Origin of the sequence: Stenotrophomonas sp. TD3, assembly GCF_001939825.1 — a bacterium.
Taxonomy (GTDB): Bacteria; Pseudomonadota; Gammaproteobacteria; order Xanthomonadales; family Xanthomonadaceae; genus Stenotrophomonas.
The window spans coordinates 1,734,371-1,759,207 of the sequence record NZ_MOYM01000001.1; the positions used below are offsets into that span (position 1 = coordinate 1,734,371).

At 68.7% G+C, this 24,837-nt stretch carries 12 protein-coding genes; 2 read left to right on the plus strand and 10 right to left on the minus strand.

Annotated elements, in window-relative coordinates:
* From gspG to purL, 6 genes are all read right to left on the minus strand, one after another.
* Positions 1-444, minus strand: a complete 444-nt coding sequence (gspG, locus tag BKE09_RS08185; RefSeq protein WP_014035933.1) for a type II secretion system major pseudopilin GspG — start codon at positions 442-444, stop codon at positions 1-3.
* Positions 445-493: 49 nt separating this feature from the next.
* A complete protein-coding gene (locus tag BKE09_RS08190; RefSeq protein WP_075675406.1) occupies positions 494-1,714 on the minus strand; it encodes a type II secretion system F family protein in 1,221 nt (406 codons plus the stop codon).
* 24 nt (positions 1,715-1,738) lie between these two features.
* Positions 1,739-3,460 carry a type II secretion system ATPase GspE gene (gspE, locus tag BKE09_RS08195; RefSeq protein WP_014035931.1) on the minus strand — a complete coding sequence of 574 codons (1,722 nt, stop codon included), beginning with the start codon at positions 3,458-3,460 and terminating at the stop codon, positions 1,739-1,741.
* 136 nt (positions 3,461-3,596) lie between these two features.
* On the minus strand, positions 3,597-5,450 hold the full coding sequence (locus BKE09_RS08200) for a S8 family serine peptidase (RefSeq protein ID WP_014035930.1): 1,854 nt from the start codon (positions 5,448-5,450) through the stop codon (positions 3,597-3,599).
* A gap of 157 nt (positions 5,451-5,607) precedes the next feature.
* Positions 5,608-12,798, minus strand: coding sequence for an ESPR-type extended signal peptide-containing protein (locus tag BKE09_RS08205; RefSeq protein WP_075675407.1), 7,191 nt, complete (start codon positions 12,796-12,798; stop codon positions 5,608-5,610).
* Positions 12,799-13,237: 439 nt separating this feature from the next.
* A complete protein-coding gene (gene purL, locus BKE09_RS08210) occupies positions 13,238-17,122 on the minus strand; it encodes a phosphoribosylformylglycinamidine synthase (protein ID WP_139319631.1) in 3,885 nt (1,294 codons plus the stop codon).
* Positions 17,123-17,938: 816 nt separating this feature from the next.
* Between purL and BKE09_RS08215 the strand changes: the two genes are divergently transcribed.
* A complete protein-coding gene (locus BKE09_RS08215; protein ID WP_075675409.1) occupies positions 17,939-20,038 on the plus strand; it encodes a glycosyl hydrolase family 18 protein in 2,100 nt (699 codons plus the stop codon).
* A 115-nt stretch (positions 20,039-20,153) separates the two neighbouring features.
* Here the strand turns inward: BKE09_RS08215 and BKE09_RS08220 are convergent, their stop codons facing one another.
* Positions 20,154-20,936, minus strand: coding sequence for a thioredoxin fold domain-containing protein (locus BKE09_RS08220; RefSeq protein ID WP_049443101.1), 783 nt, complete (start codon positions 20,934-20,936; stop codon positions 20,154-20,156).
* 100 nt (positions 20,937-21,036) lie between these two features.
* The gene (xerD, locus tag BKE09_RS08225; RefSeq protein ID WP_075675410.1) at positions 21,037-22,014 is read right to left on the minus strand and encodes a site-specific tyrosine recombinase XerD; all 978 of its coding nucleotides are present in this window, start codon (positions 22,012-22,014) and stop codon (positions 21,037-21,039) included.
* Between the two features lie 56 nt (positions 22,015-22,070).
* Here xerD and BKE09_RS08230 point away from each other — a divergent pair, with 56 nt between their 5' ends.
* Positions 22,071-22,562 (plus strand): RDD family protein, encoded by a 492-nt coding sequence (locus BKE09_RS08230; protein ID WP_075675411.1) that lies wholly within the window; start codon positions 22,071-22,073, stop codon positions 22,560-22,562.
* Positions 22,563-22,614: 52 nt separating this feature from the next.
* Here BKE09_RS08230 and lptG read toward each other — a convergent pair whose 3' ends face one another.
* Together lptG and lptF are read right to left on the minus strand one after the other, a co-directional pair.
* Positions 22,615-23,721, minus strand: coding sequence for an LPS export ABC transporter permease LptG (gene lptG / locus BKE09_RS08235; protein WP_075675412.1), 1,107 nt, complete (start codon positions 23,719-23,721; stop codon positions 22,615-22,617).
* The gene (gene lptF / locus BKE09_RS08240; protein WP_014035922.1) at positions 23,718-24,800 is read right to left on the minus strand and encodes an LPS export ABC transporter permease LptF; all 1,083 of its coding nucleotides are present in this window, start codon (positions 24,798-24,800) and stop codon (positions 23,718-23,720) included. The genes lptG and lptF overlap by 4 nt, the downstream gene beginning before the upstream one ends.
* Positions 24,801-24,837 lie beyond the last annotated feature (37 nt).

Genomic DNA, 24,837 nt, shown 5'->3' on the forward strand with positions numbered 1-24,837 from the left:
TTACGGCTGGTAGCGGATGTCAGCGTCGACGCTGCTGCCGCCGGCCTTGCCATCCTTGCCCAGGCTGACCAGCTCATACGGCTGGCCTTCGCCCGGCGCGCGGTACTCCAGCGCGTGGCCCCACGGGTCATTCAGGTCGGCCGGCTTGGCGTACGGGCCGAGCCAACCGCCGACACCGGCCGGTGCCGTCACCAGGTCGTTGAGCGTGCCCGGCAGCTTGCCGGTGTCGATCTGGTAGTTGTCGATCTTGGACGCGACGGTCTGCACCTGCGCCTTGGCGATGTTGGCCTTGCCACGGTCGGCGCCGCCCAGCACGCGGCTGGCGACCAGGGTCAGTACCGCGCCGATCAGCACGATGACAATGATGATTTCCAGCAGGCTCATGCCCGACTGGTTGCGCGCGGCGGTGAAGGAAAGGCGGATCGGTCGGCGACGGGCAATCATGGACGGTCCTTTCAGTTGCGGAGTGTCGGGGTTGCAGGGAGTGCCATCGTCAACCGATGGCGTTGGTCAGGTCGTACAGCGGCACCAGCACGGCCACGATCACCGCGCCGACCACCGAGGCCAGCACCAGGGTGATCGCCGGCACCATCGCCGCCAGCATGCGGTCGATGCGCCGGGCGCTGTCCTGTTCGAACGTATCGGCGGCTTTCAGCAGCATGGTATCGAGCGCGCCGGATTCCTCGCCGACCTGGATCATCTGCAGGGTCAGGCGCGGGAACCGCTTGCCGCGCGACAGTGCCAGCGACAGGCCGGCACCGTTCTTCACTTCATCGGCAGCTGTTTCCACGTCGGCGGCCAGCGCGCGGTTGCCCAGCACGTTGCGGGCGATGCCCAGCGCACCCAGCAGCGGTACGCCATTGCGCAGCAGCGTGCCCAACGTACGCGCCAGCCGCGCGGTTTCCAGCTCGCCGACGAGGCGGCCGATACCACGCCGCTGCAGCAGCCAGCCATCCAGCGCCAGCCGGAACGCGGGTTGCCGTGCCTTGCGCTCGAAGAACAACGCCACCAGCGCCGGCACCACCAGCAGCAGCACCCACCAGTCGCGCACGAACAGGCCCAGCTGCAGCACGGCGTTGGTGAACCACGGCAGCGCCACGTCCAGGCTCTCGTACATCTGCGCGAACTGCGGCACCACATAGCCGAGCAGGAACAACAGCGCACCACCGACCACCACCAGCAGGATCGCCGGGTAGACCAGTGCGTTGATGACCTTGCCCTGCAGCGCGCGGCTACGCTCGAGGTAGTCGGCCAGGCGCTGCAGGGTTTCATGCAGGCTGCCACCGGCCTCGCCGGCACGCACCATGTTCACGTACAGGCGCGAGAACAGCCCATGCTGACGTTCCAGCGCGGTGGACAGCGGTGCACCTCCGCGCACTACGTCGCGGATGTCGGTGATCGCGCGGCGTGATCGTTCGTCCTCGGGCAGGCCCAGCAGGATCGACAGCGCGCGATCCAGCGGCTGGCCGGCACCAAGCAGGGTCGCCAGCTGCTGGGTGAACTGCAGCAACGCGGCACCCTGCAGCGGGCGCTGCTGCAGCAGGTTGCGCCAGCTGCTGCCACCGATCGCGCCGGCATCGGCCAGCTGCGTCTCCATCGGCAGGTGGCCCTGGTCCTGCAGGCGCGCGATCAGCTCGGCCTCGCTGGCCGCTTCCATCTGCCCATCGAAGACCTCGCCATGCGGATTGAGCGCCTTGTAGCGATAGTTCGGCATGTCAGCCCCGGCGTCCTGCGCGCATCAGCTTTCCTCGGTCACGCGCAGTACTTCCTCGATGGTGGTCTGCCCGCTCAACGCCTTGGACAGGCCATCCTCGTACATGGTGCGCATGCCCGCCTCGCGGGCGATGCGCTCGATCTCGCCCATGCCATCGCGACGCATCACCGCGCGGCGCAGCGCATCGTTCATCACCAGGAATTCCATGATGGTGGTACGCCCCAGATAGCCGGTCGGCGCCAGTGCCGACGGCTTCGGGCGGTACAGGTGGATCGGCCCTTCCGGCTGCAGGCGGCGCAGCTCGAACCGCTCGATCTCTTCCGGCGAGGCTTCGTAGCGCTCGGCGTGGGTCGGTTCCAGCCGGCGTACCAGGCGCTGCGCCAGGATGCCGTTGATGGTGGAAGTGAGCAGGTAGTCTTCCACGCCCATGTCGAGCAGGCGGGTGATGCCACCGGCGGCATTGTTGGTGTGCAGGGTGGAGAGCACCAGGTGGCCGGTCAGCGCCGACTGGATGGCGATGCGCGCGGTTTCCAGGTCGCGCATTTCGCCGATCATGATGATGTCCGGATCCTGGCGGACGATGCTGCGCAGCGCGTTGGCGAAGTCCAGGCCGATCTGCGGCTTGGCCTGGATCTGGTTGATGCCCTCGATCTGGTACTCGACCGGGTCTTCGACCGTGATGATCTTGACGTCGGCGGTGTTGAGCTGGCTCAGCGCGGTGTACAGCGTGGTGGTCTTGCCCGAGCCGGTCGGGCCGGTCACCAGCAGGATGCCGTGCGGCTGTTCCAGCACCTTGCGGAACTGCGGCAGGAAGGCGTCGGTGAAGCCGAGCCGGTGGAAATCGAACACCACCGTTTCGCGGTCGAGCAATCGCATCACTACGCTTTCGCCATGCGCGGTCGGCACGGTGCTTACGCGCAGGTCCAGCTCCTTGCCCTGCACGCGCAGCATGATGCGGCCGTCCTGCGGCAGGCGGCGCTCGGCAATGTTGAGCCGGGCCATGATCTTGATGCGGCTGATCACCGCGGCGGTGAGGTTGGCCGGCGGGCTTTCACCCTCCACCAGCACGCCATCGACGCGGTAACGGACCTTCAACCGGCTCTCGAACGGTTCGACGTGGATATCCGAAGCGCGCAGCTCCACCGCACGCTGGATCACCAGGTTGACCAGGCGGATCACCGGCGCTTCCGAAGCAAGGTCGCGCAGGTGCTCGATATCGTCGACCGCACCACCCTCGCCATCCGCGGTTTCCACGATCGCGCCCATCGCGCTGCGGCCCTGGCCGAACCAGCGCTCGACCAGGTCATCGATCTCCGCGCGCATGCCCAGCACCGGTGTCACCGGAACCCCAAGGGCCAACTGCACGGCCTGCTGTGGATAGGCGTCATGGGCATCGGCCAGCCACAGCCGCACCCCGTGTTCATCCAACTCCAGCGGGCACACATGGAACTGCTTCAGGAAGCGCAGCGACAGCGGCAGTCCCTCGGCCAGCGCCTGCGGCGGCGCCTCCGGCACCTGCTTGCCTTCCAGCAGCGGCAGGCCCAGCACCTCGGCGCTGGCCTGTGCCTGGTCGCGTTCAGACACCAGGCCCAGGCGCACCAGCAGGCCCAGCAGGCTGCCACCGGCCTCGGCGTGCAACGGCCGCGCGCGTGCCAGGTCTCCTTCCTTGAGCCGGCCGCGCGCCAGCAGCGCATCCAGGATGCGGCCTTCGGCGTCGTCGGTAACGGTTGCAGCGAGCGCGTTCACGTGACTCTCCTGTCAATCGGCCCGACTTTAGCAGTTAAGCCGTGATTTCCGCCGCCCTGCGGCCACCTTTCGTAAAAAGACGAAGCCCGTCACACAGGATGACGGGCTTCGGCCATTCAACTACGACACAAGGTACTTACTGCGTGGCGAGAATGCTCACACCGTTGTAGGCGGCTTCGCCCACCACCTTGATGTAGTAGGTGCCGGCGGTCGGTGCCGTCACCCGCACCGTTTCCGAGGTGCCCGGACGCGTCGAGCGGGCGTCGCTGTCAGTGGCACTCGGCTCGCGGCCCTTGGCCAGGTATACCGAGACGTTGCCGGTGCCACCGTAGGTGATCACGCTGAGCTGCTTGCCGGCGACGGCTTCGAAGCTGTACAGCTTGCTGCTGCCGGCGGCGCCGTTCAGGCCACCGATCGCGGCCTTGTTGGTCAGCGGCGTGGCCACCGGCCCGCAGTTCTCGGTGCAGGGCTCTTCCAGTGCCTTGGCCAGCGCGGCCTTGGCATCGACGATACCGGTGCCGATCGGGGTGGCGGCCGGGATCGCGACCGGGAACGGACGCGCGGTTTCCTTCAGCAGGGTACGCATCGCGGCCGGGGTCAGCGGATCCTTGCCCTTGGCGATCAGCGCGCTCTGCACCAGCGCAGCGACGGCCGCGACATGCGGCGACGCCATCGAGGTGCCGCCCAGGCCCATGTAGCTGGGCGTACCCGACTCCGGCGTGGTGGCGGCGTTGGAGCCGGCCTGCCAGATGTAGCCGCCCGGGTTGCCGTCGACGCTGCCGCCACCGCCCGGACCGGACAGGTCCACGCGGGTGCCGTAGTTGGAGTAGTAGGTGATGCCGCCGGTGATGCGGGTGGCTCCGACGGTCACCACGCCGTCGCAGCTGGCCGGCTGGTACTTGGACGCGTTGTCGGTTTCATTGCCGGCGGCCACCACCACCGTGGTACCGCGCGAGATCGCGCCGCTGATCGCATCCTGGTAGGTGCTGGCGCAGGCGCCACCGCCACCCAGGCTCATGTTGATGATCTCGGCCGGATTGGTGTTGGCCGGGATGCCCGATACGGTGCCGCCGGAGGCCCAGGTCACGGCGTCGGCGATGTCGGAGAGGTAGCCACCGCACTTGCCGAGCACACGGACCGGCAACACCTTGGCCTTGTGCGCGACACCGGCCATGCCGACACCGTTGTTGGTCTGCTCGGCGACAGTGCCGGCCACGTGGGTACCGTGCCAGGAGCTTTCCTCGGCCAGCGAGCCGTCATAGCACTCGTTGTCGTTCTCGACCCAGTCACCGTAGTCCTGTGCGCCCGGCACGCGATCGTTGGTCGGGCGCCGCGAGGTCTCCGCATCGCTGATGAAGTCGTAGCCTTCCAGCAGGTTGCCGACCAGGTCGGGATGCTGCGGCAGGATGCCGGTGTCGATCACCGCCACCACGATGCCCTCGCCCTTGGAGACATCCCACGCCGACGGCGCGTTGATGCCGCCAGTGGCGTTGTAGTAGTGCCACTGGTACTGCTGGTACAGCGGGTCGTTGGGCACCAGCGCCGGCTGCACGTCACCGGCACGCAGCTCGGTGCGGCGCAGCTTCACGTCCGCTTCGGCGTACTGCACCGACGGATCGGCCTTCAGTTCCTTCAGCACACGCTGTAGTTCGGCAGGCGCCAGGCGGCCCTGCACACGGATGAGATCCGCACCGGTAGACAGCTTGCGGACCACCTGCGGGCCGAGCGTGCTGGCGCGGGACGTACCGCCGGAGAGGCTGGCACGGCTCAGTGCGGACTGCACGGTGGACAGCTTCGCCGAGCGGTCGGTGGCGGCAGCAGCACCGGCCCGGTACTTGACGATGATGCGCTGGGTGCCCGGCTCGGCGGTGCTGGCCTGGCGCACCGGTTCACGGGTCGGCAACCCGGCGGCGTGGACGGCACCGACCGCGGTCATCGACAGCACGGCGGCGGCAAGCACATTGATGCGAAGGTTCTGCTTCTTGATCACGTCGAATTCCTCTTCTGGGTCATGGATCGAACCAACACTGCGGCCATCATTCCTTGACGACTCCCGGCCGGCCCAGCCGGGATTGCCGTGACCTCCCCCCAGGCCCTCACTGCAGGTACGGCGCCGGCGTGGGTGGCCGCCGGCGCAATGGAGTGGCTTACCAGCCGAAGCCAGCACCGACGCCGACCGAACTGTCGTCGCTGCTGAAGGCGCCGCCGAAGGTGACCGTGGCGCGATCGCTGATCGCACGCTGGTAACCCAGCGACAGCGCCGATTCGCCGCCCTGGAAACCGATGCCGACACCGACACGGTTCTGGGTGCGGATACCGGCGGCACTGGTGGCCATGTTGAGCATCGCTGCGCTCATCGCGCCCTGGCGGTCGATGCGGCGGTCCATGTGGCGCAGGCGTCCATCGATCTCGCCCTTGAACACATCGAAGCTGTCGGCGACGGCTTTGACGCGGCTGTCGGTGTAGCTGTTCGCCGTCGCCATGCCACGGTCCAGCTGGCCCTTGTTGACGGCGTCGGTGGCGGTGGTGCCAGCGGCGACGTTGGTGACCTGGCGTTCGTTGCCTTCGCTGCCCACCGAGACCGTGTTGGCACGATCGGCAACCGAGCCCTGGCCCAGCGCCACGGCATTCGCTGCAGTGGCATTGGCGCCCTGGCCGATGGCCGTGGACGAAGCACCGCTGGCCACTGCGCCATCGCCCATGGCTACGGCGTTGAAGCCGGTGGCCGGGGTGCCGACCGGAATGCCCGCCCCCGCCGCAGCCACCGTCGGCGTGCCCTGCACGCGTGCGGTGCCCGCAGGTGCGGCGGCCGGTGCGGCATCGGCCGCCGCGGTTGCGTCGGCAAGGCTGGCCGAGGTGTCATCCAGCGACGCACTCATTGCCCGCAGGCTGGAGGTGCCGGCACGCGTTCCACCAGCACTGCGGCGGTCGATCTCGCTGACCTTGCGGTCCAGCGCACCAAGTGCATCGCCGACGTTGCTGTACGTCGCGCCCTGGATCACGTAGTTCGGCGCCACGAACACACCCTGCATGCCGACACTGGCGCCACCGCCGAGGAAGCTGGCGGCATCACTGAGCGACTGGAACAGCTGGCCGCCATTGATCGCCTGGCGACTGCCGGCGGCGATGCTGCCGGCACCGACGTTGTCGATGGTGGTGCCCTGGAAGCCGGACAGGGTCAGGCGATCACGGCTGGCGTCGTCATAACCGACTGCGCTGGCCGCGGTGGTTTCAACGGTGGCGATACGGGAATCAAAATCGCCCACACGGGTTTCCACCGCCCCCACCCGCTGGTTGGTGACGTTGAGCTGCGAACCGGTGATCGCATCGGTGCTGCCGGCGGCGATGCGACCGTCGGCCACATTGACGATGCGACGCGTGGCTGGGCCATCGGTGGGGTTGCCACTGCCTACCGACACAACATTGGCATCCAGCGCACGCGCTCCAGCACCGATTGCAACCGAATTGACGCCGACCGCACCCGCGCCGGCGCCAACGGCCAGTGCGCCGGAGGCAGACACCGTGGCATTGGCACCCAGCGCGATGCTGCGTGCGCCAGCCGCGTTGGCCACCGAGCCCATCGCTACCGAATCGGTACCGATGGCGTTCGCGGTTCCCGTGCCATTGGCGCGGAAATATCGGTTGGTGGTGTTGGCGGTGAACGCAACGGCGTCCAGCTGCCCGCGATTCACTGCGTCATTGATTTCGGTACCGTTGGCGACATTGGTGACCTGCCGGTTGTTGACGGCACTGCCGACGGACACGGTATTGGCACGATCGGCCACCGAGCCTCCACCCAGTGCGACACTGCCGGCAGCCGAAGCGTTGGCACTGACACCCACCGCGGTGGCATTCAAACCGGTGGCCTTGCTGCCGTAGCCGACCGCGGTACCGAGGCGGCCGCTGGCTTCGGCATAGCTGCCCAGCGCCGAGGCGCCATCGGCCGAGGCATTGGCGCGGAAACCACTGGCCTGCGACTGCGTGCCGCTGGCCGTGGCCTGCGCACCGCTGGCGGTGCTGTAGGCGCCCTTGGCCTGGGCACCGGCGCCGCTGGCGCTGGCGCCGAGTTCGCTGGCGCTGGCACCACTGCCTACCGCCACACTGTCGACACCACTGGCCTGTGCGTTGGTGCCCAGTGCCGCCGCGTTGTTGCCGGTGGCCAGGGCATCGACGCCGACGGCGGTGGCGTTGGTGGCCATGGCGTTGGCCCCGCTGCCCAGCGCGGTGGCGCCGTTGCCGATGGCGTTGGCCGCGTTGCCGGCGGCCAGCGCATTGTCACCATCGACCAGGGCACCGGCCTCGCCATCGGCATTACCGCTGGCCTGGAACTGCCGGCTGGTCTTGTCGGCGACGCTGGCGACCGCATCCAATTGGCCCCTGTTCACCGCATCGGTGGCTTCGGTACCAGCCGCGACGTGCGTCACCTGGCGCTCACCGCCGGCCTTGCCGACGGCCACGGTGTTGTCACGGTCAGCCTTGGAGCCGGCGCCGAGTGCAACGCTGTTGCTGCCATTGGCGGTGGCGTTGGCACCCAGCGCGGTGGCGCTGCTGCCGGCTGCCCACGAGTTCCAGCCAATCGCGGTCGCGTAGTCTTCGGTGGCCCATGCACCGGCGCCGAAGGCCGCCGCACCGGTGCCACTGGCACGCGACGGGATCAAGCCGAAGAAGGTGCTGCCGCCGATGGCCACGCTCTCCTCGCCACTGGCCTCGCTGGACTGACCCACGGCAACGGCACCGGTACCGGCCGCAGCGGCACCGAAGCCGACTGCAGTGGTGTTGGCACCGCTGGCTGCCGAGCCGTAGCCCAATGCGGTGCCGAGGCGGCCGCTGGCTTCGGCGTAGCCACCCACTGCGGTGGTGCCATCAGCCGAAGCCGCGCTGCGGAAACCGCTGGCGAGCGCCTGCCCGCCGCTGGCATTGGCTTCTGTACCCGTGGCCGTGCTGTAGGCGCCGCTGGCCTGTGCACGCGCACCCACCGCGCTGGCGCCGACCTCGCTGGCGCTGGCGCCGGTGCCGAGCGCAAGGCTGTCTTCACCGGTGGCCTGTGCGGTACTGCCCAGTGCTGCGGCGTTGTTGCCGGTGGCCAGCGCATCGATGCCGACCGCCGTGGCGTTGGCCGCCAGTGCATTGGCGCCGCTGCCGAGTGCGGTGGCACCGTTGCCGATCGCGTTGGCCGCATCACCGGCCGCCAGCGCGTTGTCGCCCTCGACCAGTGCGCCGGTTTCACCATCGGCGTTGCCACTGGCCTGGAACTGCCGGCTGGTCTTTTCCGCTGCGGCGGCTACGGCGTCGAGCTGGTTCTTGTTGACCGCATCATTGCCCTGCGTGCCATCGGCCACGTTGGTGATCTGGCGGGTGTTGCCGCCGCCACCCACCGACACGGTGTTGTCACGGTCCGCGATCGAATCGGCACCCAGCGCCACGCTGTTGGCACCGCGCGATTCAGCGGCGTTGCCCAGCGCGGTGCTGTTGATGCCACCGGACCAGGCGCCGCCACCGACGGCGGTGGAGTAGTTGCCCGAGGCCTCGGTGGCCAGCACGCCGAACAACGAACCGCCGACGGCAACGCTGTTGGTGCCGGTGGCCAGGCTGCCCTGGCCGGTGGCGGTGCTGTAGGCGCCGGACGCCTCGGAGTCGCCGCCCAGCGCCACGCTGTTGGAACCGGAGGCATTGGCGAAGTTGCCGAAGGCGGTGGCGTTGAACGCCGATGCCTGGGAATAGCCACCGATGGCGGTGCTGTAGCCACCGGTCGCTTCGGCGCCGATGCCGAAGGCTGCCGACGCGGCGCCGCTGGCGACGCTTTCGCTGCCGACCGCGGTGGAGCCGCTGCCGCTGGCGTTGCTGAAGTAACCCACCGCCACGGCCTCCTCGCCGGAGGCTTCGGACAGCACGCCGCTGGCGGTACTGCCGGCGCCACTGGCGATGCTGGCTGCACCGAACGCCGCGCTCTGCTCGCCGCTGGCCTCGCTTTCCGCACCTTGCGCGGTGGCATACTCGCCAGTGGCCTGTGCGTTGGCACCAATGGCGCTGGCGTTGGCTGCGGTCGCCAAGGCGTTGAAGCCCAGCGCCTGCGCATTGTTGGCCAAGGCGTTGGCGCCGCTGCCGAGTGCGGTGGCACCGTTGCCGATGGCGTTGGCCGCATCACCGGCGGCCAGCGCGTTGTCACCGTCCACCAGTGCACCGGCCACATCACCGCCATTGCCGCTGGCCTGGAAGAAGCGGCTGGTGGTGGCTGCTGCGCCTGCCACGGCATCCAGCTGCGCCTTGTTCACCGCATCGGTGGCCTGGGTACCGGCCGCCACGTTGGTCAACTGGCGCTCGTTGCCGGCGCTGCCGACCGAAACGCTGCGAGCGCGGTTGGCAACCGAGCCGGCGCCCAGTGCAACGGCGTTGCTGGCGCTGGCGTTGCTGCCGGCGCCGAGTGCGATCGCGCTCTCACCACCGGCCACCGTGTTGGTGCCGATGGCGATGCTGTTGAGGCTGTTGCCCAGCGCCTGGAACCCCAGCGCCACGCTGTTGTCGCCATAGCCGAAGGCACCGCGGCCGACCGCCGTGGAGCTGGCACCATTGGCCCAGCTGTTGTAGCCGATGGAGGTGGCGCCACTGCCGCTGGCCCACGCCGCGTTGCCGAACGCCGAAGCGTTGGTGGCCGTCGCCCATGCACCGGAACCGAAGGCACTGGCACCACTGGCCGTGGCCCAGCTGTAGCCACCGACAGCGGTGCTGTCGTCACTGCTGGCGAAGGCGCTGTCACCGACCGCGACCGCGTAGCCGCCGGTCGCACGCGATTTGCCGCCGGCCGCGAAGCTGTTGTCCCCGCTCGCCTTGGCGGCATTGCCGAACGCGCTGCTCGCAGCACCGGTGGCCTGTGCACCACTGCCCACTGCCGTGGCATCGGCAACAGCGGTAGTGCCCACCTGCTGCGCCGTGCCGTCGGCACCGATGATCGGCTGGTTGAACTCGTCGTAGGCCTGGCCGAGGCCACCGATGGCGACACCGCCATTGCCGGTGGCGCTGCTGTTGCGCCCCACCGCCACGGCATCGTCACCGACGGCCGAAGCCGCTGCGCCATGCGCAACTGCGCCGGCGCCGATCGCATTGCTTGACGAACCGGCCGCCACCGCGCCTTCGCCCTCGGCGAACGCACCGGCATCACTGCCCGCTTCCGGTTGTGCCTGGAAGAAGCGCGCGGTGCTGTCGGCGGTGCTGGCCACGGCGTCCAGCTGCGCCTTGTTCACTGCATCGGTGGCTTCGCTGCCAGCGGCAACACTGGTGATCTGCCGTTCGTTGCCGGCGCTGCCGACCGCCACGCTGTTGGCGCGGACGGCTTCGGAATTCGCGCCCAGTGCAACGCTGTTGGCGCCACGTGCGGTGGCGTAGTACCCGACGGCGGTACTCTGCGCGCCGCTGGCCCAGGTCTGTGCGCCGAGTGCGCTAGCATTCTCACCCGGGGCATAGGCGAAGTAGCCGACGGCAGTGGATTCCGCACCGGAGGCTTCGGTCAGGCTACCGTTGGCCACCGCGCGATCACCGCTGGCGATGGCGCCGGCGCCGACCGCGGTGGCCGCTTCGCCGCTGGCCTGGGTCTGCACGAAGAAGCCCAGGCCCGGAATCAGGTCGGCCGGGCCACCGATGGCCACGCTGCTGGTGCCGGTGGCGTTGCTCTGCGTACCCAGCGCGGTGGAGTAATCACCGATGGCATTGGCAACGGCACCGAACGCGGATGACTGCGCACCGGCGGCATATGCACCAACGCCGTAGGCCGACGCGGCAAAACCACCGGCCTCGGCACTCGCGCCCACGGCCGTCCCACCGACACCGGCACTGGTGGCGCCGGTTTCCACCGGCACGCCGCCACTGGTGATCAGCGGATTGCCATCGGCATCGACAGCGGCACCACCCACAGCGACACTGCCCGGGCCGTTGGCCTGTGCGTTGTTGCCGAACGCGGCGCTGTTCTGGCCCGACGCCAGCGCGTTGTTGCCAACGGCGGTAGCGTTCTGCGCAACGGCAGTGGCGCCCGCACCCACGGCGGTGGCGCCCGTGCCGATGGCATTGGCCGCCTCGCCCGCTGCCAGCGCCTCGTCACCTTCGGCCAGCGCGCCGGCATCGCTGTTGCTGCTGCCATTGGCCTGGAAACGCTTGGCAGTGGCGTCTGCAACGGCGGCAACGCCCTTCAACTGGCCGACATTGACCGCGTCGGTATCTTCAGTGCCCGCAGCGACGCTGGTGATCTGTCGGGTCAGGCCATACGCGGCCGCACCGACCGACACGGTATCGACACGGTCAGCCAGTGAGCCGGCGCCCAGCGCCACGCTGCCGGTGGCGACCGCCGCCGAATTGGAGCCCAGCGCAGTGCTGTATTCACCCACGGCGGTGCTGAACGCACCCACCGCGATCGATGCTTCGTTGGCGGCGGTAGCGCCGCGGCCCAGCGCGGTGCTGCCCGGGCCCATCGCCACGGCACCGCCGCCGACAGCCGTCGCGCCATCAGCGGTCGCTTCGGACAACGCACCAAGTGCGGTGGCCGCGCCGTTCTCGCTGGCTGCGGTAGCGCTTGCGCCGACTGCGGTGTCGCCGAGACCGAATGCCGCCGCGCTCTGCCCGACCACCACGCTGGCGTCGCCGATGGCCAAGGCGCCCTGGCCGAAGGCACTGGCACCGAGACCGGCGGCAATGGCCTGCGTGCCAATGGCGGTGGTGGCGTTGGCCAGCGACTGTGCACCGGCGCCGGCCGCGACTGCGCCCTGCCCCTCGATCTTCGCCGCGTCGCTGTCATCGCCTGCGCCGTCGGCCTTGAAATAGCGGTTTCCATCCGCGGCGACATCCGCCAGCGCGGCCTGCGTGGCGCGCGCCTGCGCATCCAGCTGCGCCTTGTTCACCGCATCGGTGCCCTGGGTACCAGCAGCCACGTTGGTGATCTGCCGCTCCTTGCCGGCATCGCCGACGGACACGGTGTTGGCCCGCGTGGCCTTGGAGCCAGCGCCCAGCGCCACGCTGTTGGCGGCGCTGGCGCTGCTGTTGCTGCCGATCGCCACCGCGTTGCTGCCCTTGGCCGTGGCCGAGCCTTCGATCAGGCACTTTTCCAGCAGCTTGCCGCTGAATGCAACGCAGGTGGCGCTGCCGCCGATCTGCACCGACTGTGCCGTCGCGCTGCCGCTCATGCCCAATCCCACTACCAGGCCCAGTGCCACCGCCAGCAGAGCGGGCGTGGCCTGTGTCGCATTGCGGCGCTGGTCGACGACCCCGCCACTGCTGCTGTCGGAGGAGGCCAGTTCCGAGGCCACCACCAACTGACCCAATGCTTTGTTCCAGACCTTGCGATAAATCCGATTCATCGGTACGGCTCCTGATTGGACTGGTTTTGGGCAAAGCAACGCCACCGCTGGGCTTTCCGGCCCAACGTCCCCTGGGGGCGTTTATTCGCGTGATTTACTGCGGGGTATTGCCGAACGGCGCGCAGCGACAGAAAACCGAGCGCGTGCGCCAACCGGTTACTGCGAAATGAATGATTCTGAAACGGGGTTCAAGTGTTAACGGCAACTTTGCAGATCGTCAAGACTTTGACACGACAAATCCTATTGCCGTGAAGCAGTTCACTATTTCACGTGTTTATAAAAGCATTTTGTTAGGTATACGTGACGAACTGTTGGCGCATGAAAACGGATGTAACTAGCGGGCAGATCAGGAATTTCACGCGCGCAAAGAAAAACCCGCCGACACAGCGGCGGGTTTCTCCATACGCGATGGCATTGCGGCCTGCGCGGAACGACGCGATCAGCCGCACCACACCCGCGCGTTGCGGAACATGCGCATCCACGGCGAATCACCCTGCCACTCGGCCGGGGCCCAACTCATGTTGAGCGCGCGCGGGGTGCGTTCCGGGTGCGGCATCATGATGGTCACGCGGCCGTCGGTGCTGGTCAGGCCGGTGATGCCGTCCGGCGAACCGTTCGGGTTCAGCGGGTACTGGCTGGCGACGTTGCCATGGCCATCGATGTAGCGCAGCGAGACGCGGGCGGCAGCCTGGTCGACGGCATTGTCGAATACGGCCTGGCCTTCACCATGCGCCACCGCCACCTGCAGGCGCGAACCGGCCATGCCACGCAGCAGGATCGACGGCGATTCCACCACTTCCAGCAGTGCGGTGCGGGCTTCGAACTGCTCGCTGGCGTTGCGACGGAACTGCGGCCAGTGCTCGGCACCCGGGATGATGTTCTTCAGCTGGCTCATCATCTGGCAACCGTTGCACACGCCCAGTGCGAAGCTGTCTTCGCGCGCGAAGAACGCGGCGAAGGCATCACGCAGTGCGCCGCGCTCCAGGATCGAGGTGGCCCAGCCACGGCCCGCACCGAGCACGTCGCCGTAGCTGAAGCCGCCGCAGGCGACCAGCCCGGTGAAGTCCTGCAGTGCCACGCGACCTTCGATCAGGTCGCTCATGTGCACGTCGAAGGCGCGGAAGCCGGCACGTTCGAAGGCGTTGGCCATTTCGATCTGGCCGTTGACGCCCTGCTCGCGCAGCACGGCCACGCGCGGGCGCGCACCGGTGCTGATGAAGGGTGCAGCCACGTCTTCGTTGAGGTCGAAGCTGAGCTTGGGCTTCAGGCCCGGCGCAGTGAAGGCACGGGCGACCTCGCGCTCGGCATCGGCGTTGGCCGGGTTGTCGCGGCGCTTCTGCATCGCGTGGGTGACCGACCACCAGGCGTCGAACAGCGCGTCCCAACGCCATTCGGCCAGGTTCTCGCCGCCCAGCGACACGCGCACCACCGGCGCGGTGGTCGGCTTGGCAATGCGCTGTGCGCATTCGGTCAGTGCGTGGCGTTCGACCAGGTCGGCGAACGCAGCGCGGTCTTCGCGCGCGATCTGCACCACCGCACCCAGTTCTTCGTTGAACAGGCTGCGGAACGGATCATCGCCCCAGGCATCGAGAGTGATGTCCAGGCCCAGGCGCGAGGTGAACGCCATTTCGCACAGGGCGGCGAAGGCACCACCGTCGCTGCGGTCATGGTAGGCCAGCAGCAGGCCGGACTGGCGCGCATCGCGGATCAGTTCGAAGAAGCCACGCAGGCGCTGCGGGTCGTCCAGGTCCGGAGCGGCACCGGCGAAGGCCGGCAGCTCACCGTGGTCGGCATGCACCTGGGCCAGGATCGAACCACCCAGGCGCTGCTTGCCGGCACCGAGGCCGATCAGCCACAGCTCGCTGTCCACGTCGCGGTCGAGCAGCGGGGTCAGCTGCTGGCGCACGTCGGCCACCGGCGCGAACGCCGAGATCACCAGCGACACCGGCGACACGCTCTTGTGCGCTTCGCCCTGGTCGTGCCACTGCGCCTGCATCGACAGCGAGTCCTTGCCTACCGGAATGCTGATGTCCAGCTGCGGGCACAGTTCCATGCCCACTGCCTTCACCGCGTCGTACAGCAGCGCGTCTTCGCCCGGGTGGCCGGCCGCGGCCATCCAGTTCGCCGACAGCTTGATCTCGTCCAGCGCATCGACCGGGGCCGCGCACAGGTTGGTCAGCGCTTCGCCCACCGCCATGCGTGCCGACGCAGCGGCGTCGAGCAGGGCCAGCGGGGTACGCTCGCCGATCGACATCGCTTCACCGGCCACGCCATCGAAGTCGGCCAGGGTGATCGCCACGTCGGCCACCGGCAGCTGCCACGGGCCGACCATCTGTTCGCGCGCGGTCAGGCCGCCGACGCTGCGGTCACCGATGGTGACCAGGAAGTTCTTCGAGGCGACGGTCGGGTGCGCGAGCACGCGCAGCCCCGCTTCCTGCAGGTCCAGGCTACCGGTCTTCAGCGCCGGCCAGCGCGGGGCCGGCGGGTGCGCGGTGTCGCGGTGCATCTTCGGCGGCTTGCCGAACAGCACGTCCATCGGCAGGTCGATCGGCGCATCGGCCGGGGTGTGGCCCGGCACGGCACCGTAGGCCACCACCAGGTGTTCCTCGGCGGTGGCCACGCCAACCGCAGCGAACGGGCAGCGCTCGCGGGCACACAGCGCGGCGAACTCGGCCAGGCGCTCCTGGGCCACGCCCAGCACGTAGCGCTCCTGCGACTCGTTGCACCACAGCTGCATCGGCGACAGCGACGGATCGTCGGTGGGCACCTTGCCCAGGTCGATGACACCGCCGACCTTGGAGTCGTGCAGCAGTTCCGGGATGGCATTGGACAGGCCACCGGCGCCGACGTCGTGGAAGAACTTGATCGGGTTGTTGGCGCCCATCGCCACGCAGCGGTCGATGACCTCCTGGCAGCGACGCTCCATTTCCGGGTTGTCGCGCTGCACGCTGGCGAAGTCCAGGTCCTCGGCGCTCTCGCCCGAAGCCACCGAACTGGCCGCACCGCCGCCCAGGCCGATCAGCATTGCCGGACCGCCCAGCACGATCACCGCGTCACCGGCCTGCAGCTGGATCTTGTCGACCTGCACGCGATCGATCGCGCCGAGGCCACCGGCCAGCATGATCGGCTTGTCGTACGCACGCACCAGATCGGCGCCCTCCGGCAGCTCGAAACTGCGGAAGTAGCCGAGCAGGTTCGGGCGGCCGAACTCGTTGTTGAACGCAGCACCGCCGAGCGGGCCGTCGGTCATGATTTCCAGTGCCGGTGCCATGCGCGGGTTCAGCGCGCGCGGCGCTTCCCACGGCTGCGGCAGCTCGGGAATGCGCAGGTGCGAGACCGAGAACCCGGACAGGCCCGCCTTCGGCTTGCCGCCGCGGCCGGTCGCGCCCTCGTCGCGGATCTCACCGCCGTTGCCGGTCGATGCGCCCGGGAACGGTGCGATCGCGGTCGGATGGTTGTGCGTTTCCACCTTGATCTGGAACGCGCTGGGCACCTGCGGCTCGCGGCGGTATTCGCCACTGGCCGGATCGGGGCGGTAGCGCGAGGCCGGATGCCCTTCGATCACCGCGGCATTGTCGCTGTACGCGCTGAGCGTGTGCTGCGGAGTCTGCTGGTGGGTGTTCTTGATCATCCGGAACAGCGAGCGGTCCTGTTCCTGGCCGTCGATGGTCCAACTGGCGTTGAAGATCTTGTGGCGGCAGTGCTCGGAATTGGCTTGCGCGAACATCATCAGTTCGACGTCGGACGGCGCGCGGCCGAGCGCGGTGAAGCGTTCGCGCAGGTAGTCGATCTCGTCCTGGGCCATGGCCAGGCCGAGGCGCTGGTTGGCGGCCTCCAACTGGTCCACCGGCACGCGCTCCAGTTCACCCCGGGCCGGCGCCGAGAACAGCGCCTGGCCCTGTTCCACGGTCTCCAGCACCGACTGCGTCATCGGGTCGTGCAGCGCCTTGGCCAGCGCCTGCTGGGCGGCGGCATCGGCCGGCCAGCCCTGCACGTCGATACGCAGGCCACGCTCGACCCGGATGACCGGCTGGCCGGCACCGCGGACCAGTTCGGTGGCCTTGCTCGACCACGGCGACAGCGTGCCCAGGCGCGGCACCACGATGCGGCTGACCGCGCCCTCGGCCACGGCTTCGGCCTGCGGCGCAGCTTCGAGGATGCGGCACAGGGTGGTCAGGTCGGGGGCGGCGCTGCCTTCGGGCTGCACGAAGTAGACGTGCCAGGCGCCGCTGATGCGCAGGGAGGGAGCGATGGACTGCAGGCGGGATTCAAGACGTTCGCGGCGGAACGGCGACAGGGCGGGCGCGCCCTCGAGGACCATCATGTCCGGGGAACCGTAGTTGGGAAACGGGCCCGACATTGTACCGGAAGCGGGGGGTGGGCTTTGGCCGGGCGGCGCCCGGCACCCGCCGAAGCCAAGGCAACGGCAACAGCAACTGCCAAAGCAAAAGCGGGGTTCCCGTGGAATGGCGGGACGGGTCCGGTTGCGGGGGACGCCGTAAATACGTCCTTGTAGGCTCGGTCGCGCCATCCATGGCGCTCACGCCCCCGCAACCGGACCCACCCCGCCTTCGACAGATCTCTGCGATCTGCAGTAGATCCACGCCATGCGTGGATGCTCCGGTAATGCCGGCCGCTGGCCGGCAACCAAGGAACATCGGAAATCAGGCATTGAAGAGCGCAGCGACCGGCTTCTGCCTTTGATTTTTTGTTCTGTCTTTCGTGGCTGGCCGCGCAGGAACCTGTCAGGGGCCGGGTGGGTGGGGGCAGGCGGGGTGTCCGCGGCATGGATGCCGCGGCCAAGCCCCCAGGGACGGGTTCACGGCGTCCCCGCCTGACCCCACCCGCCCGGCCAACCCCCATAAATCCGCTGTTCGCGGAAAGCCCCAGCCACGAGGGGCTCCGCCGATGGCCGCCGACCGCGCGCAGGCCGCCCTCCGCCCGAATCCCCGAACCATGCGCTTGCTCACGGATTGACCACGCGATTGATGACAACGTTGTCCCCACCTGGCGCCGGACTCTCTCCCCGGCCTCCCAGGTACCCCGTCCGCCCCCTCCGTCGCCTTCCCGGGCGACGCCCGGACCTGCGTCACGCGCGGCGCCATCGGGGCCCGCGCGCCCTTTGATCGGAGACTTACCCATGTACGACCCGATTGTGCGCAGTGCCGAACGTGCGACCCGAAGCTGTCGTCCCCGCCGCCTGGCCTGGCTGCTTGCCCTGGCCGCCGGTACCGCCGCCCTGCCCGGCCTGGCGCAGGCCGCCAGCTGTGCCGGCGTGGCCCAGTGGGACCAGGCCAAGATCTACCGGGCCGGCGATACCCTGCAGAAAGGAGGCGTCCTCTATCGGGCGAACCAGGACATCTGGAACGCGCCGCCGGACCATCCGGCCGGTGCGCCCTACTACACCAACCTCGGTGCCTGCGATGGCAGCGGCAGCAACCAGCCGCCGGTGGTCAGCCTGACCTCGCCGGCCAACGGTGCCACCTTCAGCGCCGGCAGCACCGTCAACGTGACCGCCAACGCCAGTGACCCGGACGGCAGCGTCGCCAAGGTCGAGTTCTTCCGCGACGGCAGCTCGCTGGGTGTCGCCACCAGTGCGCCCTATGCGGCCAGCTGGGCCAATGCCAGCGCCGGCAGCCACACCCTGCGTGCGGTCGCGACCGACAACAACAACGCCACCACCAGCACCCCGACCATCACCATCACCGTCAACGCCGCCGGTGGCGATACCACCGCGCCGAGCGTGCCGGGCGGGCTGGTGGTTGGCACCCGCACCGCCAACAGCATCGCGCTCAGCTGGAGCCCGTCCACCGACAACACCGGTGGCAGCGGCATGGCCGGCTATGACGTGTACCGCAACGGCAGCCTGGTCGGTTCGCCGTCCAGTGCCAGCTATGTGGATGGCGGGCTGACCGCGTCGACCACCTACCGCTACCGCGTACGTGCCCGCGACAACGCCGGCAATGCGTCGGCACAGAGCACCGAGATCAGCGCCACCACGCTGGCCGGTGACGGCGGCACCACCGGCAAGCGGGTCATCGGCTACTTCACCCAGTGGGGCATCTACGGCCGCAACTACCGGGTCAAGAACATCGACAGCAGCGGCTCGGCCGCACGCCTGACCCACATCAACTACGCGTTCGGCAACGTGCGCAACAACCGCTGCGAAGTGGGCATCACCCAGCCGTCGGATCCGAACAGCGGTGCCGGTGGCGATGCCTTCGCCGACTACACCAAGGCCTTCAGCGCCGCCGAGAGTGTCAGCGGCAGCGCCGATACCTGGGACCAGCCGCTGCGCGGCAACTGGAACCAGCTCAAGCAGCTCAAGGCCAAGTACCCGGGCATGAAGGTGCTGATCTCGCTGGGTGGCTGGACCTGGTCGCGCGGCTTCTCCAGCGCGGCGCGCCCGGAAAACCGCCAGGCCTTCGTCGCCTCGTGCATCGACGCCTACATCAAGGGCAACCTGCCGGTGACCGACGGTGCCGGTGGTGCGGGCGCCGCGCTGGGTGTGTTCGACGGCATCGACATCGACTGGGAATACCCGGTCGCCTGCGGCATCGAATGCGGCAAGCCGGAGGACAACGCCAACTTCACCGCGCTGATGGCCGAATTCCGCCGCCAGCTCGATGCGGTGCGCCCGGGCCTGTTGCTGACGGTGGCGGTGGGTGCCGGCATCGACAAGATCCGCGTCACCGATCCGGCCGCGTACCACCCGTACCTGGACTACATCAACGTGATGACCTACGACTTCCACGGCGCGTGGGATGCGAAGACCAATCACCAGTCGGCGCTGTTCGATTCGCCGAATGATCCGTCCACCGGCGACCAGAAGCTCTACAACAGCAACGACGCCATCGAGGCCTTCATCAGCCGTGGCGTGCCCGCCGCCAAGCTCAACCTGGGCATCGGCTACTACGGGCGTGGCTGGACCGGTGTGGCCAACGCCAACAACGGCCTGTACCAGACCGCGACCGGCGCCGCCCCGGGCACGTATGAAGCCGGCATCGAGGACTGGAAGGTACTGAAGAACCTGGCGTGGCCGGGCTACACCGACAACACCGCCGGTGCCACCTGGATCTACAACGGCAGCACGCTGTGGAGCTTCGACACCCCGGCCAACATCACCCGCAAGATGGGTTACGTGAAGACCCAGGGCCTGGGTGGCGCGTTCGTCTGGGAGTTCAGCGGTGACGATGCGCAGGGCACGCTGACCAAGGCGGTCAGTGATGGCCTGAAATAAGCAAAAAGCCGGGGATGCGACACGCATCCCCGGCCTCGAATCTGTAGAGCCGAGCCATGCTCGGCTGCCACATGCGGAACCGCAGTCGAGCATGGCTCGACGCTACAGGTCCGCGTCAGCGCTTCTCGGACAGTTTGTCCAGCGCCGCACGCAGCTGTGCCGGCGGCAGGTAACCGCCCAGCTGGGTACCATCCGGCGCGAAGATCGCCGGCGTGCCATTCACGCCCAGCTGCTGGCCCAGCGCGTACTGCATCGCCACCGGGTTGGTGCAGTTCTTGGCCGGCACGCTGCCACCGCGCTTGGCGTTGGTCAGGGCCTGGCGACGATCCGCTGCACACCAGACCGAAATCATGTCGGTGTAGTCCTTGCTGCCCAGGCCCATGCGCGGGAACGCCAGGTACTCGACGGTGATGCCGTTGCGGTTGAGCTCGGCGATGTCCTGGTGCAGCTTGCGGCAGTAACCACACTCGATGTCGGTGAACACGCTGATGGTGTACTTGGCGTTCGGCGCGGCGAACACGATGCGATCGCCGTGGTTGGCCTTGGCCAGCAGGCCACGACGGTAACCGAGCAGGCCTTCACTGTTGGCCGGGCCCTTGGCGCGGGTGTCGTAGGGCTGCGACTGGAACAGGTAGCGACCGTCATCGGACACGTACAGCAGCTGTCCGGAGACCACCACTTCGCGGAAGCCGGGGAACGGCGCGGCACCGATGTAATCCACCTGGAAACCCGGATTAAGCGCGGTCAGCGCGGCACGTACCGCCTGGTCGGCCGGCGCGTTGGCGGCCGGGCCGGCCTTGGCCGCAGCGGCAGGTGCCTTGGCGGCCGGCGGGGCCGGCTGGGCGCAGGCGGTCAGGCTGAGCGCACCGAACACGGCGGCGATGGCAAATCGGAGCATGGAGCGATCCGCAACAGAAGAAGATCCCGGATTCTGACACAGCCACCGGAACCGGGCCGCGACGCCCGGCACGGCCCCGGGCAGCGATTCAGCCCGGTGCTCAGCCGCGCGGATGGTGGCGGGCGTGCAGCTTCTGCAGATGCTCGCGCGCCACCAGGGTGTAGATCTGGGTGGTCGACAACGAGCTGTGGCCGAGCAGCATCTGCAGCGCGCGCAGGTCGGCACCGCGGTTGAGCAGATGGGTGGCGAAGCTGTGGCGCAGGCCATGCGGGCTGATCCGCGCCGGGTCGATGCCGGCCACCTGTGCGTGACGTTTGACCAGATGCCAGAAAGACTGGCGGGTCAGCGCATGCAGCGTCGGCTCGATGAACAACGGGGTCTGCCCATCGGCCAGGGCGTGCACCTTGCCCTTGCCGACCAGCAGCGGGCGCGACTGCTGCAGGTAACGCTCCAGCCAGTGCTGCGATTCCTCGCCCAGCGGCACCAGCCGTTCCTTGCTGCCCTTGCCGGTGACCCGCAACACGCCCTGGCGCAGGTTGACTGCAGTCGCCGGCAACAGCACCAGCTCGCTCACGCGCAGGCCGGCGGCATACATCAGTTCCAGCATGGCGCGATCGCGCAGGCCCAGCGGGCTGTCGATGTCCGGTGCCGCCAGCAGCGCATCGATCTGGCTTTCGGCCAGCGCCTTGGGCAACAGCCGTGGCAGCTTCGGCGGGTCGAGCAGCGCACTAGGGTCTTCGCTGCGTTCGCCACGGCGCACGCCATCGGCGAAGAACGCCCGCAGCGCCGACAGCAGTCGCGCATTGCTGCGCGGCGACCAGCCATGCCGGGTGCGCCAGGCCAGGTAGTCGAACAGCCCGGGCCGTTCGATGCCGGCCAGGCCGCCGTCGCGCCCATCCATCCAGCGCGCCAGCCCTTCCAGGTCACGCCGGTAGCTGTCGAGGGTGGCGCGGGCCAGGCCGTTCTCGGCCCAGATCGCATCGAGGAAGCGCTGGATGCGCACGCTGTCGTCGGCGCGAAGCTCGGGCAGTTGCTGGACCAGCTGGCGGCGTTCGGCGGGGGTGGAAACAAGGGCCATGCGTGCAGGATACGAGGGCCACTGCGGGCACGGCCAGCTTTGCGTATGCTCGGCGCATGTCCCGCCCTGCCACCGACACGGCCCCTGCGGCCGCTACCGAAATGCCCCGCCCACGTGCCTTGTTGGCCTGGCGCGTGCTGGCGATGGTCTACGACGCACTGCCGGTGCTGGCGCTGTGGATGCTGGCCGGCACGCTGTTCACCCTCGCCTACACCTTCAGCGGCCACGCGCAGCGCGAGAACATCGCACCGTTCAGTGCCTGGCAGTGGCTGCTGTGGGCGGTGTGCTGGGGAATCACGGGGTGGTACGCCACGGCCAGCTGGCGCCGTGGCGGACAGACGCTGGGCATGCGCCCGTGGCGGCTGAAACTGCAATCGAGCGATGGCACACCGCTGCGGCGCGGCCAGCTGTGGCTGCGCTACGCAGTGGGCACGCTGTCACTGCTGCTGGGCGGGCTGGGATTCTGGTGGGCCTGGGTCGACCGCGACCGCCTGACCTGGCATGACCGCGCCAGCAGCACCCGCGTGGTGCGCCTGCCGAAGCGGTAAGGCGCTGTCCGTAGAGCCGAGCCCGTGCTCGGCTGCTCTACAACAACCAGAATCAGCCCGATTTGCGCCGGAACAGCAGGCCGGACACCGCCAGCATCACGATCGGAGGCAACGCATAGGCGATGCGGTAGTCGAACTTCAGCGCACCGGCCATGCGGCCGAAGAACAGCTGCAGCAGCCAGAAGCCCAGGGCGAACAGGATGCCCAGGAACAGGCGCTTGCCCATGCCGCCGCTGCGCAGCGACCCGAACGCGAACGGCACCGCCGCCAGGCACAGCGCTAGCACGTTCACCGGGTAGAACCAGCGGCTCCAGTACACATCCTCGAAATCGCGCGCATCCAGCCCGTTGCGCTGGCGGTAGGCAATGCTGGTGCTCAGTTCGGCCACGCTGAGGTTTCGCGGCTTGGCGATGCCGGTGGCCAGCGCCGCCGCATCCAGCTTCGAGCTCCATGGCTCGCGCGCCACTTCCTGGCGGGTCGCCGAGCGCTCGCCGAAGGTGTCGCGGCGTACCCCGGTCAGCACCCAGCCGTCCTTGTCGTGCTCGGCGGTGGCGGCATGGGTCAACGAGGCGATGTTGCCGTCTTCGGCGATCCGGTACAGGCGCACGTCCCGCAGGATCAGCCGCGTGCCCTTGTCGCCCACCAGCTGTTCCTCGCCGCTCTGGGCGTTGAGGAAGGTGTCGCCTTCGCGTGCCCATAGGCCGGAGTAGCGGGTGGTGGAGATGTCCCGTCCCCACTTGGCACTGGCCTTCAATGCGTCGGCACGGTCCTGGCCCCACGGGCCGAGCGTCTCGGCGCTGAGCACCATCACTGCGGTCAGCAGCGACAGCGCGATCGCCACCGACACGCTCAGGCGCTTGCGCGACAGGCCCAGCGCACGCAGTGCGGTCAGCTCCGAGGTCGCGGCCAGCTGGCCCAGGCCCATCAGTGCGCCGATCACCGCGGCCGTCGGAAACATCGTGTAGGCGCGGCGCGGCACCGTGTACAGCACCCACGCGGCGGCATGGCCCAGGGTGTAGCCGTTCTTGCCGATGTCCTTGAACTCGCCGGAGAAGGCCATCACCACGTCCAGGCCGACCAGCACCGCCCAGGTCAGCAGCACCGTGGTGAACACCGACTGGCCCAGGTACAGGTCGAAACGCATCGGGCGCAGCCTCATGCGCGGGCTCCCTTCGGGCGGCCCAGGCGGCCATCACGTGCATACATCCAGATCGACAGCGCCAGCAGCGGCAGGGTCAGCCACCACAGGCCCAGCGCAGGGGGAATCTTGCCGTTGGCGATCCAGCCACTGCCGATGAACATGAGGTTGGTGCCCACCATGTAGGCCATCAGGGCCAGCATCATGCGGCCGTAGCGCTGCTGGCGCGGCGAGCTGCGGCCCAGCGGCACGGTCAGCAGGGCAAAGGCCAGCGCGATCAGCGGCGGTGCCAGGCGGCGGTGCAGCTGCGCCTGCGCCTGCGGGCGCTCATCGCCGATCAGCTTCAGGGTCGGCATCAGTTCCGGGTCGTCCTCGGTGCGGGTCTGTGCGCCATCGGGCAGGGCCACGTCGTTGCGGGCAAAGGTGGCCAGGCGGTAATCCAGCGCGCCGGCCACCGGGCCTTCCACCTGGTGGCCGTCGTCCAGTTCCAGGAAGCGCTGGCGGGTGCCCTCGAAGTACATGCGGCCGCTGTTGGCCGACACCACTTCCAGGCGGTCGTCCTTCTGCCGCTGCAGGAACACCTTGCCCAGCTCGGTGCCGTCGGGCGAGATCGAGGACAGGTAGACCACGCCACCGTTGGGCAGCGGCGTGAACCGGCCCGGCTCCAGGCCGGCCATCAGCACGCTGCGGTTGGCCTCGATGATCATCTGCTCGGCCACCCGGCCGGCCCACGGGCCCAGCCACAGCGAGCAGGCGCCGACCAGCAGCACCACCGGCACCACCAGCATCAGCAGTGGCCGCAGCAGCCGCTTGGGCCCCACGCCGATGGCGGTGATGACCGCCATCTCCGAGTCGCGGTACAGCCGGGCCACGGCCAGCAGCAGGCCCAGCATCAGCGCCAGCGGCAGGATCAGCGGCAGGTAGGCGATGAACTGCAGGCCCAGCTGCGAGAACAGCAGCTTGGCCGGCAGGCGCCCGTCGGCGATGTTGCCGAGGATGTCCACCAGCACGCCGCCCACGCTGACCACCAGCAGGACGATCAGGGTAGCCAGGAAACTCTGGACGAAATCGCCCAGCAGGTATCGGTCGAGCTTCAGCATGGGGCGGTGGTTTAAACTCTGGGGTTCGTTCGCGGTG